This is a genomic window from Acidocella sp., from assembly GCF_036489515.1.
Classification (GTDB): domain Bacteria; phylum Pseudomonadota; class Alphaproteobacteria; order Acetobacterales; family Acetobacteraceae; genus Acidocella.
Genome location: NZ_DASXFO010000064.1, coordinates 1 through 13,416 on the forward strand (window position 1 = coordinate 1; position 13,416 = coordinate 13,416).

Genomic DNA, 13,416 nt, shown 5'->3' on the forward strand with positions numbered 1-13,416 from the left:
TCCTTGCCGGCCGGCACGGAAGGCCATGTCGCCGATCTCACCCATGAGAGCCAGGTTTCCGCTTTGTTCGAAAAAATCGGGGCGTTCGATCATCTGGTCTACACGGCGGGTGACTGGCTGCTGCTGGGTGAGTTTTCCGCGCTCAATATCGATGAAGCCCGCCGCGCCTTCGACGTGCGCTATTGGGGCGCGGTGATGGCGGCGAAATATGGCGCGCCGCTGATCCGCCAGGGTGGTTCGATCGTGCTCACCACCGGCATTGCCTCGGCGCGCCCGGTCAAAGGTTGGGTCGCCCCGGCCGGCATATTGGGGGCGATGGAAGCGCTGACGCGTGCGCTCGCCGTCGAACTGGCGCCGATCCGGGTGAATGTTGTCTCTCCCGGCGTCGTCAGAACCGAAATGTGGGACGAGTTGCCGGAAGCCGACCGCGAGGGGCTGTACCGGGATGTCGGCGCGAAACTGCTGGTCGGCCGGGTCGGCGAGGCTGATGAGGTGGCGGAGACCTATCTGTATCTGATGCGCCAGACTTTCAGCACCGGCCAAGTGGTGACGGTGGATGGCGGCGGCGTGCTCGTGTGAAGAAGGAAAGGGCCGCTTTTTGAAAAAAGCGGCCCAAAAACTTGGCCCGTGACGCTGAAACCAGCACGGCCCAGATTAGTAAAGTTTTTTTGCTACTTTTTGTTCACAAAAAGTAGTCTTCTGCTCCGCTTGCCCGAGAGGTTCTGCCCGTGCCGATGGCATAAATAATAGGCTGAATTGGTCCGGATCATAAAAAATGTTACTTGTGACCGCACGAAATAGTGCATTGTGCGCATTTTTTCGGTCGATATGGTTGAACTTGCTACTTTTGTCTGCAGTGCTGGTGTCTCTAGGATCGCGTGTCGATTGAGGGGCGCGCTTTGATCTTGTTGCCTGTCCCAGCCCGCGCTCGCGTGCCGGCACAGGGAGTTCTAGGATAGGCTGTTATGAACATAGATGATCTGGACACGCCGACGCCGGTGATCGACCTCGATCTGGTCGAGAAGAATGTTCACCGTGCACAGGATTACGCGAACCGGCATGGCATCGCCCTGCGCCCCCACATCAAGACGCATAAGCTTCCCGAATTCGCGCATTTGCAGCTGCGTGCCGGGGCGTGCGGCATCACCTGCCAGAAAATCGGCGAGGCGGAGGTGATGGCCGATGCCGGGATCACCGATATCCTGATCAGCTTCAACATTGTGGGGCGGGCCAAGCTGGAGCGGCTGCGCAGCCTGGCGCGGCGCGTCAGCCTCAAGGTGGTCGCTGATAGCGAAGCGGTGCTGCGCGGGCTGTCGGAAACATTTTCGGGCGAAATGCGGCCTTTGCCGGTGCTGATCGAATGCGATACCGGCGCCGGACGTTGCGGTGTGGCGACGCCGGAAGCGGTGGCAGCGCTGGCGAAGCTGGTGACGGAATTGCCCGGGCTCAGCTTCCGTGGCTTGATGACCTATCCGCCGAAACATCGCCTGCCGGATGTGGCCGGCTGGCTCGAGGCCGCGCGGGCGGCGTGCCGGCGCGCCGGTATAGATGTGCCGGAAATCAGTTCCGGTGGCACGCCCGATCTGTATCATGCCCATGAACAGAACATGGTCACGGAATATCGGCCTGGGACCTACATCTATTCGGACCGCTCGCAGGTGGCGCAGGGGCACGGCACGCTGGAGGATTGCGCGTTGCGCATCGTCGCGACGGTGGTATCGCGGCCCGCCGAGGATCGCTGCATCATCGATGCGGGGTCAAAAACTTTATCGTCGGACACGCAGGGGCTGAGCGGGTTCGGGCATATCGTCGAATACCCGCAAATGGGCATCGTCGGGCTGAGCGAGGAGCATGGGCATTGCCATGTGCCGCCCGGCTCCAAGGGGCCTGAGGTGGGCGAGCGGGTGACGATCATCCCCAACCATGTCTGCGTGGTGACGAATTTATTCGACCGCATTCCGGCGGTGCGCAACGGGCGCGTCGAGGCGATGTTCACGGTGGCGGCGCGGGGCAAGGTGCAATGAGTGAAATTGAGGCGCGGCTGCGCGCGCTGGGGCTGACGCTGCCGGAGCTGCCGAAGCCGATCGCGACCTATGTGCCGTTCGTGCGCACCGGAAATCTGCTGTTTCTCTCAGGGCAGACGCCGCGGCGTCCGGAGGGCGGTTATTTTTCCGGCACCGTCGGCGGCGATGTGGGGCTGGAGGCAGCGCAGGCGCACGCCCGCCATGTCGGACTGCAGCTGATCGCGGTGTTGCAGCAGGCGACCGGCGATCTCGACCGGGTGGCGCGGATCGTCAAGCTCTTCGGCATGGTCAATGCGACGCCGGGCTTCCGCGACCAGGCGAAGGTCATCAATGGCTGTTCGGATCTGCTGGTGGAAGTGTTCGGCGAACGCGGGTGGCATGCGCGCTCGGCCGTGGGCATGGGCAGCCTGCCGCATGACTGCACCGTCGAGATCGAGCTGATCGCCGAAATTTCCTAGAGCTTTTGGCGACGATTGAGGATAAAGAAACGAGGAGTGTCTAAATGCGGATGAACGACAGCACGAACATGCGTGTCATGGAGCAAATCGAAGACCTCATCGGCCGCAATGTCGGCCGGGATATTGCCCGCATGAAGGCTTTCGCCAAAGGCGGCGTTGAGCGTGCGGCGCGCTCGATTATGGAGACGCCGAAACCGCATGTCGGCATCGTCACGGGCTTCTTCATTCGCCATGCCGAACCGCCGTCGCCGGAGACTGACGGCCTCGGAGGCACTGCGCATTTGGCCGCTGGGCTGCTGAACGCCGGTATCTCGGTGACGCTGATTTCGGACGCGCCCTGCGCCAAGGCCGTCTGGGCGCTGAGCACGGCGATACCCGGTGCGGTGGATCTCGAGATCGTGTCCATCCGGAGTGACGCCGTCTATAAATTGCGGGACAGGCTGACCCAGGCTTCGCAGCCGCTCACTCACCTTATTGCCATCGAACGCGTGGCGCCGGGATCTGACGGCAAGCCCCACCGCGAGCACGGATGGGATATGACGGCGGAAACCGCCCCGCTCGATCTGCTCTTCGATGACGAAGGATGGAGTCCGCCATGGACCACCATCGGCATCGGCGATGGCGGCAATGAAATCGGCATGGGTGTCTTGCCGCCGGAGATCGTCGCCAACGACATCCCGAATGGCGGTTTGATCGCGGCGAAAACGCGCGCCGATCATCTGATCGTGGCCGGCGTTTCGAACTGGGGCGCCTACGGGTTGCTGGCCGCGATGGCAGCCCTTCGCCCGGATCGTGCCGCCGCTCTTCTGGCACATTTCACGCCCGATATGGACCGCCGGTTTCTTGAAGCCGCGGTTGTGGTCGGGCAGGCGGTAGATGACAGCCGGCCGGACCGCCCCGGCAAGCCTCAGATGAGCGTTGACCGCCTGCCGGTCGAGCGGCACGCGGAGGTGATCAATGCGTTGAGGTCAATCGTGATCAAGTAACACCAACGGCTTAAGCATTTTACCCAGCACACGGCACGCACTTCATAAAAAACCTCAAAATCGAGGTCTTCCCATTCAACAGTTTTAGCTGAAGGAGAGATGCGTGAGCATGATCGATGTGCATGGAGATGATACTCCAGGGATTGGGCGTACTGAGAGATCCACGGTGACCAAGGTCATCCGGCGGATCATTCCTTTTCTAATTTTTTGCTATTTCGTGTCGTACCTCGACCGCATCAATGTCGGTATGGCGGCGATCACAATGAACAAGAGCATTGGCTTGTCGCCGATTGCGTACGGGGCCGGGGCCAGTATCTATTTTCTGGGCTATTTCCTGTTCGAGGTGCCGAGCAACCTGATGATGCAGAAACTTGGTGCGCGCGTTTGGATTGCGCGCATCATGATCAGCTGGGGCTTGGTTTCGGGGGCCACGGCCTTCATCGTCGGCCCCCATTCGTTTCTGGCCGTGCGATTTTTGCTTGGCGCCGCCGAGGCCGGATTTTTCCCCGGTCTGGTCCTCTATCTGTCCTGGTGGTTCCCGGCAACTTACCGCGCCCGGATCACCGGCATGTTCATGGCCGCGATGCCGCTCGCGGGGATCGTCGGTGCGCCACTTTCCGGGCTGCTCTTAGGGCTCAATGGCGCCCTCGGTTTACACGGCTGGCAATGGCTGTTCATCGTCGAGGGGCTGCCCGCCGTCATTCTTGGCTTCGTCGTGTTGCGGTATCTGACGGATCGCCCGAAGGACGCGGCATGGCTGCGTCCGCAGGAGCGCGACTGGCTCGCGGCGCGGATGGAGGATGAACGGCGCGATGGCGAAAAAAAGGACTTCCTATCGATCAGGAAAGCCTTCGTGAAGCCGCAAATACTTGCGCTGAGCGTCATCTGCTTTGGCGCCAACATCGCGAATTACGGCCTGACGCTGTGGCTGCCGCAGATCGTCAAAGCCTTTGGCGTCAGCAATCTCGAAACGGGATTTATCACCGCCATTCCGTCTATCTTCGCGTCGCTCAGCATGGTCTTCTGGACCCGGAGCGCGGATCGGACGGGCGCGCGGGTCGGCCACATCGTCGTGGCGGCATTCTGTGCCGCCGCAGGCCTGGCGGTTTGTGTCGTTCTGCACAATCCGGTGGAGATGATGGCGGCGTTGTGCTTCGCAAGCGTTGGCATCTATGCGCTGATCGCAACCTTCTGGGGCTGGGCGCCGACGCTTCTCGCCGGGCCCGGGGCCGCGCCTGGGCTGGCGATCATCAATGCGATCGGTGCGCTGAGCGGCTATGTCGGTCCATTGATTTTCGGTTGGATCAAGCAATCTACAGGTGACTTCAGTCTGGCGCTGCTGGCGCTCGCGATGGGGCCCGTATTGTCAGCTTGCGTCATGCTGACAGTCTTTCGCGTGACTGAGTTGGGCCAGAATTTGTCTTTCGGGACAAAAGATCCGGTTTGATCCTGTCTGCGTAAAACGCTCGGAAGCGAAAGCAGCCGCTTTTTGAAAAAAGCGGCGCAAAAACTTTTACTCTGCTGGGTCATGGGCGTTGTCACCGACAAAGCCCATGACCCAGATTAATAAAGTTTTTTTGCTTCTTTTTGTTCACAAAAAGAAGAAGCCTTCCTCTTTGCTTGCCTTTGGCACGTAGATTGCTACATTCCGATTAAGAAACTTTAGTTTGACTAACGTCAGGGCGTTTTTCGACGGTTCGCGCAAGGCGTCTGGTCACATTATGAGCAGAAAGTAGGCAGATGCTTGATTCGGCTAAATCTTATGACGACACGCAGAAAACCAAGCTTGCGATCGATATTGGGGGGACCTTCACTGATTTCGCTTTGGAGCATCGTGGCCAAATATTCACCGCGAAGGTGCTGACAACGCCGCAGGCGCCCGAGCAAGCTGTTCTCGCGGGCATGGCGAGCATCCTTGCAACGTCCGGTATCGAAGCGCAGGAAGTTGATCTCCTGATCCATGGGACCACCTTGGCGACGAATGCGATCATCGAACGCAAGGGGGCGCGCACGGCCTTGGTGACGACCGAGGGGTTTCGCGATGTCTTGGCGATGCGCAACGAAAGCCGTTACGATCAATATGATCTGAACATCGTGCTGCCGGAACCGCTGGTGCCGCGGCATTTGCGCTTCACCGTGCCGGAGCGGCTCGATCATCTGGGCCGTGTGCTGCGCCCGCTCGATGAGCAGGCGGTGCGCGACCTCATCCCCAGGCTGCGCCAGGAAGAGGTCGAGAGCATCGCTGTCGGGTTTCTCCATGCCTTCGTGAATTCCGCGCATGAGCGCCGCGTCGCGGAACTGCTGGCCGAGGCGATGCCGGATGTACCGATCTCGCTCTCCTCTGAAGTGTCGCCGGAAATGCGGGAGTGGGAACGCTTCTCCACCACGGCGGCGAACGCCTATGTGCAGCCGATGATGGCGCGCTACCTGCGGCGGCTAGAGCGCGGGATGCGCGAGATGGGGCTGCACGCGCCAATTTTTCTGATGCTCTCCGGAGGCAAGCTCACCACCATCGAGACGGCCTGTCGCTTTCCGATCCGTCTGGTGGAAAGCGGGCCGGCGGGTGGCGCGATATTTTCGGCGACGATCGCGCGCGAGGCCGGGCTCGAGCGCGTGCTGTCATTCGACATGGGCGGGACCACCGCGAAAGTCTGCCTGATCGACGATTTCAAGCCGCAGACCTCGCGCAGTTTCGAGGTTGCGCGGATCGGCCGGTTGCGCAAAGGGTCGGGATTGCCGCTGCGCATTCCGGTGATTGAGATGGTCGAGATCGGCGCCGGCGGCGGCAGCATCGCCAGCGTGGATCCGCTGGGGCGGGTGGCAGTGGGGCCAGAAAGTGCAGGTGCTGCACCGGGGCCCGCCTCCTATGGCCGTGGCGGCATCGCGCCGACGGTGACAGACTCTAACCTGCTGCTCGGGCGCTACGACGCCGCCGCTTTTGCCGGCGGCACGATCGTGCTCGATGCCGAAGCGGCGCGTCGCGCGCTCGATGAACATATCGGTGCCAGGCTGGAACTCTCCTCCGGGATGGCGGCCCTCGCCGTCGTCGAGATCGTTGATGAGGCCATGGCCAATGCCGGGCGCGTGCACGCCATCGAGGCCGGCACCGCGCTGGCCGGCCGTACGCTGATCGCCTTTGGGGGGGGCGGCCCGGTTCATGCGACGCGGATCGCCGAAAAGATGGGCATGGACCGCGTGCTCGTGCCGAACGGCGCGGGTGTCGGCAGCGCCATCGGTTTCTTACGCGCGCCGGTCGGGTATGAGGTGGTGCGGAGCCTGTATCAACGGCTCAACGCGCTGGATCTTGCCGCGGTGAACGCGCTGCTCGAAGATATGGCGCGGGAGGCCAGCGAAGCGGTGGCCGCCGGCGCGTTTGGCGCGGAAACGGTGCAGACGCGCATCGCCACCATGCGTTATGTCGGGCAGGGGCACGAGATCCTGGTGGCGCTGCCGGTCAGGCCCCTGGTGGCGGAAGATGCGGCCGCCATCATGCGGGACTACGAGACGGCCTATGCGCGCTTCTACGACCGGCCGGTGCCCGGCTCGGAGGTGGAAGTGCTGAGCTATATCGTCACGGTGGAAACCGAGGCGCCGCTGCCGCCACCACCGGATGCGGCGGCCAAAGCCTATACCGCGCAAGCCGAGACCTCCCGCGTGGTGCGGGACAGCGCTTCTGGCGTGGAAAGCGTCTGGCCGATTTTCAACCGCTTTGCGCTTGAACCGGGTGCGATGATGCGCGGCCCTGCCATCATCGCCGAGAACGAGACGTCCACGCTGCTGGGGCCAAGCTGGCAAGCCGCGGTTACCGCGCAAGGATGGCTGTCGCTCACGCGCGCAACTTCGGAGCTGACATAATGGAAAAAGCTGAGAGCCAACTCGCCGCAATCCAGCGGCAGGTGATGTGGAACCGGCTGATCGCCGTGGTGGAGGAACAGGCGCAGGTGATGATCCGCACCGCCTTCAGCACCACGGTGCGCGAAGCCGGTGATCTGTCCGCGGGCGTGTTCGATCTGCAAGGGCGTATGATGGCGCAAGCGGTCACCGGAACGCCGGGGCATGTGAACGCGATGAGCGAAAGCGTCGGACATTTTCTGGCGAAATTTCCGGCCGACACGATGCGGCCGGGCGATCATTTCATCACCAACGATCCGTGGCTCGGCACGGGTCACCTGCACGATTTTACCGTGGTCACGCCGGCGTTCCATCGCGGGCGGATGATCGGCCTGCTCGCCAACACCGCGCATGTGATCGATGTCGGCGGTCTCGGCATGGGGCCTGACGGGCGCTCGGTCTTCGAGGAAGGGATGTATATCCCGATCGTCCGTTGCTTTAGCGAGGGCAAAGCGAACGAGACGTTTTTCGACATTCTGCGCGCCGGCACGAGGCTGCCAGTCGAGCTGGAGGGCGATGTCTATTCGCTTTGCGCCTGCAACGACGCCGGTGCACGGCGTCTGACACAGATGTTGGAGGAGTTCGATCTCGACGGGTTGGAGACGCTGGCCACGTTTATTTTCGACAGCAGCCGGCGGGCCACCGAGGCGGCGATCGCGACAATTCCGCCCGGTATCTATGCCTCGACGATCTGCTCCGACGGCTATGATGAGCCGATCACGCTCGCGGCCGAGATGCATGTCGGCGCGACCGAGATTGCGGTGGATTTTTCCGGCACCTCGGGTCTTTCCACGCGCGGCATCAACGTGCCCGCCTCGTATTGCCGCGCCTATGCCTGTTTCGGCATCAAGGTGGTGGTGGCGCCGGAGATTCCGAACAACTGGGCGAGCCTCGCGCCGTTCCGCATGATGATCCCGGAAGGCTGCATCCTGAACGCGCCGCGGCCCTACCCGGTTGCGGTGCGCCACGTCACCGGCCAGTTGCTGCCGGATCTGATGATGGGGTGCCTGTATCAGGCGGTGCCGGACCAGGTGGCGGCGGAAGGCTCCTCGTGCCTGTGGAATCCGCCGCTGCGTGGCGGTGGCGGCGTTTCCGGACGAGGGGGCGATAAGCGCCGCGTGCTGCCGGATTTCGAAGTCATCACCTTCAACTCCGGCGGCACCGGCGCGCGGCGCGGCTTCGACGGCCTGGATGCGACGGCGTTTCCCTCCGGGGTCCGCACCATGCCCGTGGAGGCGACGGAGAACGTCGCGCCGGTCGTCATCTGGCGCAAGGAACTGCGGCCGCATTCCGGCGGTCCTGGCCGCACGCGCGGCGGTCTTGGCCAGATCATGGAAATTGCCGGGCAGGACGATCTCGAATTCGCCTGCAACGCGCTGTTCGACCGCATCGCCAATCCGCCGCGCGGGCGCGATGGCGGCGGCGCGGGGGCGGCGGGTTACGTCGGACTGGTTTCAGGCAAGACTTTGCGCACCAAGGGATTTCAGATCATCCCCGACGGTGAGCGGCTTTTGCTGCTGATGCCGGGTGGCGGCGGCTTCGGCGACCCGGCGACGCGCGCCGCGGAGGCGGTGGCGCACGACGTGCGCGCGGGCGTGGTCAGCGCCGAAGACGCGCGCGATATCTACAAGGTGGTCCTCGACGCAAAAGGCGGCGTGGACCCAGAGCATACCGCGAAAGCGCGGCAACAGGGAGAGACAAGAATATGAGAAAGATTGCGCGTGGAGCTTTGCCGGCGGTGGCTTTGTTAGGCGGTATGCTGGGCGCCTTCGCCATGGTGATGCCGGTTGCAGCGGCGCCGCCGGATGTCGTGATTGGCGCGATCTTTCCGCTCAGCGGCAATGCCGCGGCGATCGGCCATGACGCGCAGATGGCGCTGGACACCGAAGCGGATATCATCAACGGCCATGACAATGTGCCGATGCTGCTGGGGAAGGGCGGTGGCTTGCCGGGACTTGGCGGCGCAAAAATCAAGCTCGTCTTCGCCGATAGCCAGAACAATCCGCAGATCGCGCGCTCCGAAGCCGAGCGGCTGATCACCGAGGACCATGTGGTGGCGATCATCGGCAGCTATACCAGCGCCACCGCAGTGACGATCAGTCAGCTCTGCGAGCGCTACGAGATCCCCTATATCTCGGCGGACAATTCCGCGCCGTCGCTGAGTCAGCAGGGACTGCAATGGTTTTTCCGAACCTCGCCGACCGATGTCGATTTTTCGAAGGCGATGTTCGCTTTCTTCGCCAGTATAGGCAAGCAGACCGGGCGGCCGGTGCACAGCATTGCCATCATCCATGAGAATTCGGTATTCGGCACCAGCAGTGCGACGGTCCAGGAAGCTCTTGCCAAGGCGGCGGGCATCAAGGTGCTGGCGGATATCTCCTATCAGGCAAATTCGCCCTCTCTCTCGGTGGAGGCAGAGCGGCTGCGTGCTGCGAACGCCGATGTGGTGATGCCCTCCTCTTACACCAGCGACGCGATCCTGCTGGTGCGCTCGATGCACGATGTCGGCTACACGCCGAAGGCGATCGTCGCGCAGGATGCCGGTTTCGTCGATCCGAATTTCTACACGGCGGTCGGCCCGCTCGGCAATGATGCGATGAGCCGCTCGAGCTTCGCGATCGACGCGACGAAAGCCCGTCCGGCGATCCCTCAGGTCAACGCCTTGTTTCAGGCACGCGACCATAAGGATCTGAACGATCTTACGGGGCGTGAACTGACCGCTTTGCAGGTTCTGGCAGACGCCATCAACCGCGCGAAATCCACGAACAACACGGCTTTGCAGGCGGCGCTGCGGGCCACCGATATTCCCGGCGATCAGACGATCATGCCCTGGAGCGGCATAAAATTCGACTCGACCGGGCAGAATATCGAGGGCACGCCGGTGATCCAGCAGCATCAGAACGGCGTGTGGCATACCGTGTATCCGCTCGACGTTGCCACGGCCCCAGCGGTCTGGAACGTCGGCAAATAATGCCGCGCAAGGAGGGCACCGTCCGATGACCACGGGTCTCATCATTCAGGTCGTTCTTGGCGGCCTGCTCATGGGGTTCGTCTATGCGCTGGTCGCGGCCGGACTCTCGTTGATCTTCGGCCTCATGAACGTGGTGAACTTCGCGCATGGCGAGCTGCTGATGCTCGCCATGTACGGCACCTATGTGATTCACGAAAATCTGCATCTCGATCCGCTCGTGCAACTTCCCCTGATCGCGGTGGTGATGTTCGGTGTCGGCGTGGCGATCTACCGCCTGCTGATCGCCCGCGCGCTGGATGTGCAGTTCAACACCGGCATGGTGCAGATCTTCGTGACCTTCGGCCTGGGGATCTTTCTGGTGGGTGCGGCGCAGCTCACGTTCGGCAGCGATTTCCGCAGCATCAGCAATGGGTTCCTGAGCAACCAGACCTTCATGCTCGGCCCGGTGATCTTGCCGATGTCACAGGTGCTGGCGGGGCTTGTGTGTCTGCTGGCGTTCGGGGTGTTGGCGCTGATTTCCCGCACCGAGTTCGGGCGCGCGCTGGAAGCGACGCGTGAGGACCGCGATGCGGTGGCGTTGATCGGCATCGATCGTAACCGTGTGTTCAGCATTGGCTGGGGCATCGGCGCCGCGGCGGTCGGCATCGCCGGCGTGATGCTTGCGAGCTTCTATTACATCTCGCCCACGGTCGGCGATAATTTTGCGCTGATCGCCTATGTCACGGTGGCGCTCGGCGGCTTCGGCTCGCTGCTGGGCGCGCTGATCGCCGGACTGCTGGTCGGTGTGGTGGAAGCGCTGACCGCGCTCGTCATCGATCCGTCGCTGAAGCAGATCGGCATTTTCGCGATTTATGTCGTGGTCCTGATGTTCCGGCCGCGTGGCCTGTTGGGGCGGCTGTGAGCGCGGCGATGGGCGACAACGCCCTCACCAGGCGCCGGCGCCGCGAGCTGATCATCGGTGCCGTTCTGCTCGTGGCGCTCGCGGTGCTGCCGCTGCCGATCAGCAGCGTGTATCTGCGCGGGCTGATCGTGTTGACCTTGCTTTATGCGGGATTGTCGCAGGGATGGAATATTCTCGGCGGCTATTGCGGGCAAATCTCGCTCGGCCATGCGCTGTATTTCGGCGTCGGCGCCTATACGTCGACCATGCTGTACGTGAATCTCGGCGTACCGCCGACACTTGGCATGTTCGCGGGCGGTGCGCTTGCCGGCCTGGCGGCGTTGCTTGTCGGTTGGCCGTGCTTCCGGCTCAGCGGGCATTACTACGCCATCGCCACGCTGGTGGTCAGCCAGATGTTCCTGCTGCTGGTCTCAAATTGGAATTTTGTGAACGCCTCGATGGGCATCACCATTCCGTTCCACACGCAAAGCTGGCTCGATCTGGAATTCCGCACCGCCGTGCTGCCGTTCCATTACGTGATGCTCGCTTATGTGGCGGTGGTCTGGATCATCGCCTGGTTCGTTGAAGGCTCGCGCTGGGGGTTTTACTGGCGGGCGGTGAAGGATGATGGGGCGGCGGCGAGCAGCCTCGCAGTGCGGATCTTTCCGAGCAAGATGGCGGCGGCGGCGATCAGCGGCGCGATCACCGGGGTCGGCGGGGCGCTCTATGCACAATATATCGGCTTCGTCGATCCGGACAGCACGCTCGGCCTGTCGCTCTCGGTGCTGATCGCATTGCCGGCGGTGGTCGGCGGTGTGGGCACGCTCTGGGGGCCGCTGCTCGGTGCTGCGGTGCTGATCCCGGTGCAGCAGCTCTCCGCCGCCTGGCTCGGCGGCTCCGGCGACGGTGCGGATCTGATGATCTACGGGGCGCTGATCGTCGTGCTGGCCCTGGCGCGGCCGCAGGGGCTGGTCAGCCTGTTCGGCATTCGCAGCCAGGCTGGCGGCGGGGTGGTGGATCGTGCCTGAACCGATCCTGCAACTGCGCAACGTCAGCAAATCCTTCGGTGGCGTCGCCGCGAATGTCGATGTCAGCTTTGACGTTGCACGCGGCGAGATCCTCGGCCTGATCGGCCCGAACGGTGCTGGCAAGACCACCTGCTTCAACGCGATGACCGGCGTCTACCGGCCGACCTCCGGGCAGGTGCTGCTGGAGGGTCAGAAGCTGGGCAAGCGCAAGAAGCACCAGATCACCCAGCTCGGCATCGCCCGCACCTTCCAGAACATCCGGCTGTTCGGCGAGATGACCGCGCTGGAGAACGTGGTCGTCGGCACCGACGCCCGGCACAAGACCAGCGTGGTCGGCGCGCTGATCCGCTCGCCCCGCCACCAGCGGGAAGAGCGGGAGGCGGTGGACCGGGCCAGTGCGCTGCTGGAGTTCGTCGGCATCGCCGACCGGGCCGCGGACAAGGCACGCAACCTGCCCTACGGTTACCAGCGCCGGTTGGAGATCGCCCGCGCGCTGGCCACCGAGCCGAAGCTGCTGTGCCTTGACGAGCCAGCGGCGGGGTTCAACCCCACCGAAAAAGAAGAACTGATGGGCCTGATCCGCAAGATCCGCGACGACGGGTACACGGTGCTGCTCATCGAGCACGACATGCGGCTGGTCATGGGCGTCACCGACCGGATCGTGGTGTTGGAGTTCGGTAAGAAGATCGCCGAGGGCCTGCCCGCCAACATCCGCGAAAACCCGGCCGTGATCGCGGCCTACCTGGGGGTGCCCGACGATGGCGCTGCTTGAGCTACAGGACATCTCCGTCCACTATGGCCGGATCCAGGCGCTGGACGGCGTGAGCATCAACGTGGAGGCGGGCGAGATCGTCTCGCTGATCGGCGCCAACGGCGCAGGCAAGACCACCACGATGCGCGCGATCTCCGGCATCCGCCCGCTCTCCTCGGGCAAGATCGTGTTCGACGGCGAGGACATCACCAAGCTGCGCGCCGACCTGCGCGTGGTGCGCGGGATCTCCCAGTCACCAGAAGGCCGGGGCGTGTTCCCGGGTATGACGGTGATGGAGAACCTGGACATGGGCGCCTACGCGCGCAAGGACAGGAAGAGCCTGAGCGAGGACTACGAGCGCGTGTTCACGCTGTTCCCGCGGCTGGCCGAACGGAAGTCGCAGACGGGCGGCACGATGTCCGGCGGC

General features: G+C 63.1%; 12 protein-coding genes. All 12 read left to right on the forward strand.

Translation table 11 applies throughout. From position 1 onward, the window contains the following. A partial coding sequence (locus VGG47_RS10140) for an SDR family oxidoreductase (RefSeq protein ID WP_331538079.1) occupies nt 1-579 on the forward strand: 579 nt, incomplete at its 5' end. Between the two features lie 386 nt (nt 580-965). Then, nucleotides 966-2,024 carry a D-TA family PLP-dependent enzyme gene (locus VGG47_RS10145; protein ID WP_331538081.1) on the forward strand — a complete coding sequence of 353 codons (1,059 nt, stop codon included), beginning with the start codon at nt 966-968 and terminating at the stop codon, nt 2,022-2,024. After that, on the forward strand, nt 2,021-2,482 hold the full coding sequence (locus tag VGG47_RS10150; protein ID WP_331538083.1) for a RidA family protein: 462 nt from the start codon (nt 2,021-2,023) through the stop codon (nt 2,480-2,482). The genes VGG47_RS10145 and VGG47_RS10150 overlap by 4 nt, the downstream gene beginning before the upstream one ends. Nucleotides 2,483-2,526: 44 nt before the next feature. Continuing rightward, nucleotides 2,527-3,468 (forward strand): glutamate cyclase domain-containing protein, encoded by a 942-nt coding sequence (locus tag VGG47_RS10155; protein WP_331538085.1) that lies wholly within the window; start codon nt 2,527-2,529, stop codon nt 3,466-3,468. A 109-nt stretch (nt 3,469-3,577) separates the two neighbouring features. Next, nucleotides 3,578-4,915, forward strand: a complete 1,338-nt coding sequence (locus VGG47_RS10160; RefSeq protein WP_331538101.1) for an MFS transporter — start codon at nt 3,578-3,580, stop codon at nt 4,913-4,915. 293 nt (nt 4,916-5,208) lie between these two features. Then, the gene (locus VGG47_RS10165; protein ID WP_331538087.1) at nt 5,209-7,323 is read left to right on the forward strand and encodes a hydantoinase/oxoprolinase family protein; all 2,115 of its coding nucleotides are present in this window, start codon (nt 5,209-5,211) and stop codon (nt 7,321-7,323) included. Further along, entirely contained in the window at nt 7,323-9,068 is a 1,746-nt protein-coding gene (locus tag VGG47_RS10170; RefSeq protein WP_331538089.1) for a hydantoinase B/oxoprolinase family protein, read from the forward strand. Before VGG47_RS10165 ends, VGG47_RS10170 begins: the two co-directional genes overlap by 1 nt. Further along, nucleotides 9,065-10,330, forward strand: coding sequence for an ABC transporter substrate-binding protein (locus VGG47_RS10175; protein WP_331538091.1), 1,266 nt, complete (start codon nt 9,065-9,067; stop codon nt 10,328-10,330). Before VGG47_RS10170 ends, VGG47_RS10175 begins: the two co-directional genes overlap by 4 nt. A gap of 25 nt (nt 10,331-10,355) precedes the next feature. Continuing rightward, complete coding sequence (locus tag VGG47_RS10180; RefSeq protein WP_331538093.1) at nt 10,356-11,231, forward strand: branched-chain amino acid ABC transporter permease; 876 nt, start codon at nt 10,356-10,358, stop codon at nt 11,229-11,231. Then, nucleotides 11,228-12,238 (forward strand): branched-chain amino acid ABC transporter permease, encoded by a 1,011-nt coding sequence (locus VGG47_RS10185; protein WP_331538095.1) that lies wholly within the window; start codon nt 11,228-11,230, stop codon nt 12,236-12,238. The genes VGG47_RS10180 and VGG47_RS10185 overlap by 4 nt, the downstream gene beginning before the upstream one ends. Beyond that, the gene (locus VGG47_RS10190; protein ID WP_331538097.1) at nt 12,231-13,010 is read left to right on the forward strand and encodes an ABC transporter ATP-binding protein; all 780 of its coding nucleotides are present in this window, start codon (nt 12,231-12,233) and stop codon (nt 13,008-13,010) included. The genes VGG47_RS10185 and VGG47_RS10190 overlap by 8 nt, the downstream gene beginning before the upstream one ends. Beyond that, nucleotides 12,997-13,416 (forward strand): ABC transporter ATP-binding protein (locus VGG47_RS10195; RefSeq protein WP_331538099.1); only part of this gene is annotated, 420 nt, incomplete at its 3' end. The genes VGG47_RS10190 and VGG47_RS10195, both read left to right, overlap by 14 nt.

What these genes read in the sequence shown, in the direction of transcription:
- VGG47_RS10145 (WP_331538081.1), top strand. Translation starts at nt 966, where the DNA reads ATGAACATAGATGATCTGGACACGCCGACGCCGGTGATCGACCTCGAT.
- VGG47_RS10150 (WP_331538083.1), top strand. Translation starts at nt 2,021, where the DNA reads ATGAGTGAAATTGAGGCGCGGCTGCGCGCGCTGGGGCTGACGCTGCCG.
- VGG47_RS10155 (WP_331538085.1), top strand. Translation starts at nt 2,527, where the DNA reads ATGCGGATGAACGACAGCACGAACATGCGTGTCATGGAGCAAATCGAA.
- VGG47_RS10160 (WP_331538101.1), top strand. Translation starts at nt 3,578, where the DNA reads ATGATCGATGTGCATGGAGATGATACTCCAGGGATTGGGCGTACTGAG.
- VGG47_RS10165 (WP_331538087.1), top strand. Translation starts at nt 5,209, where the DNA reads ATGCTTGATTCGGCTAAATCTTATGACGACACGCAGAAAACCAAGCTT.
- VGG47_RS10170 (WP_331538089.1), top strand. Translation starts at nt 7,323, where the DNA reads ATGGAAAAAGCTGAGAGCCAACTCGCCGCAATCCAGCGGCAGGTGATG.
- VGG47_RS10175 (WP_331538091.1), top strand. Translation starts at nt 9,065, where the DNA reads ATGAGAAAGATTGCGCGTGGAGCTTTGCCGGCGGTGGCTTTGTTAGGC.
- VGG47_RS10180 (WP_331538093.1), top strand. Translation starts at nt 10,356, where the DNA reads ATGACCACGGGTCTCATCATTCAGGTCGTTCTTGGCGGCCTGCTCATG.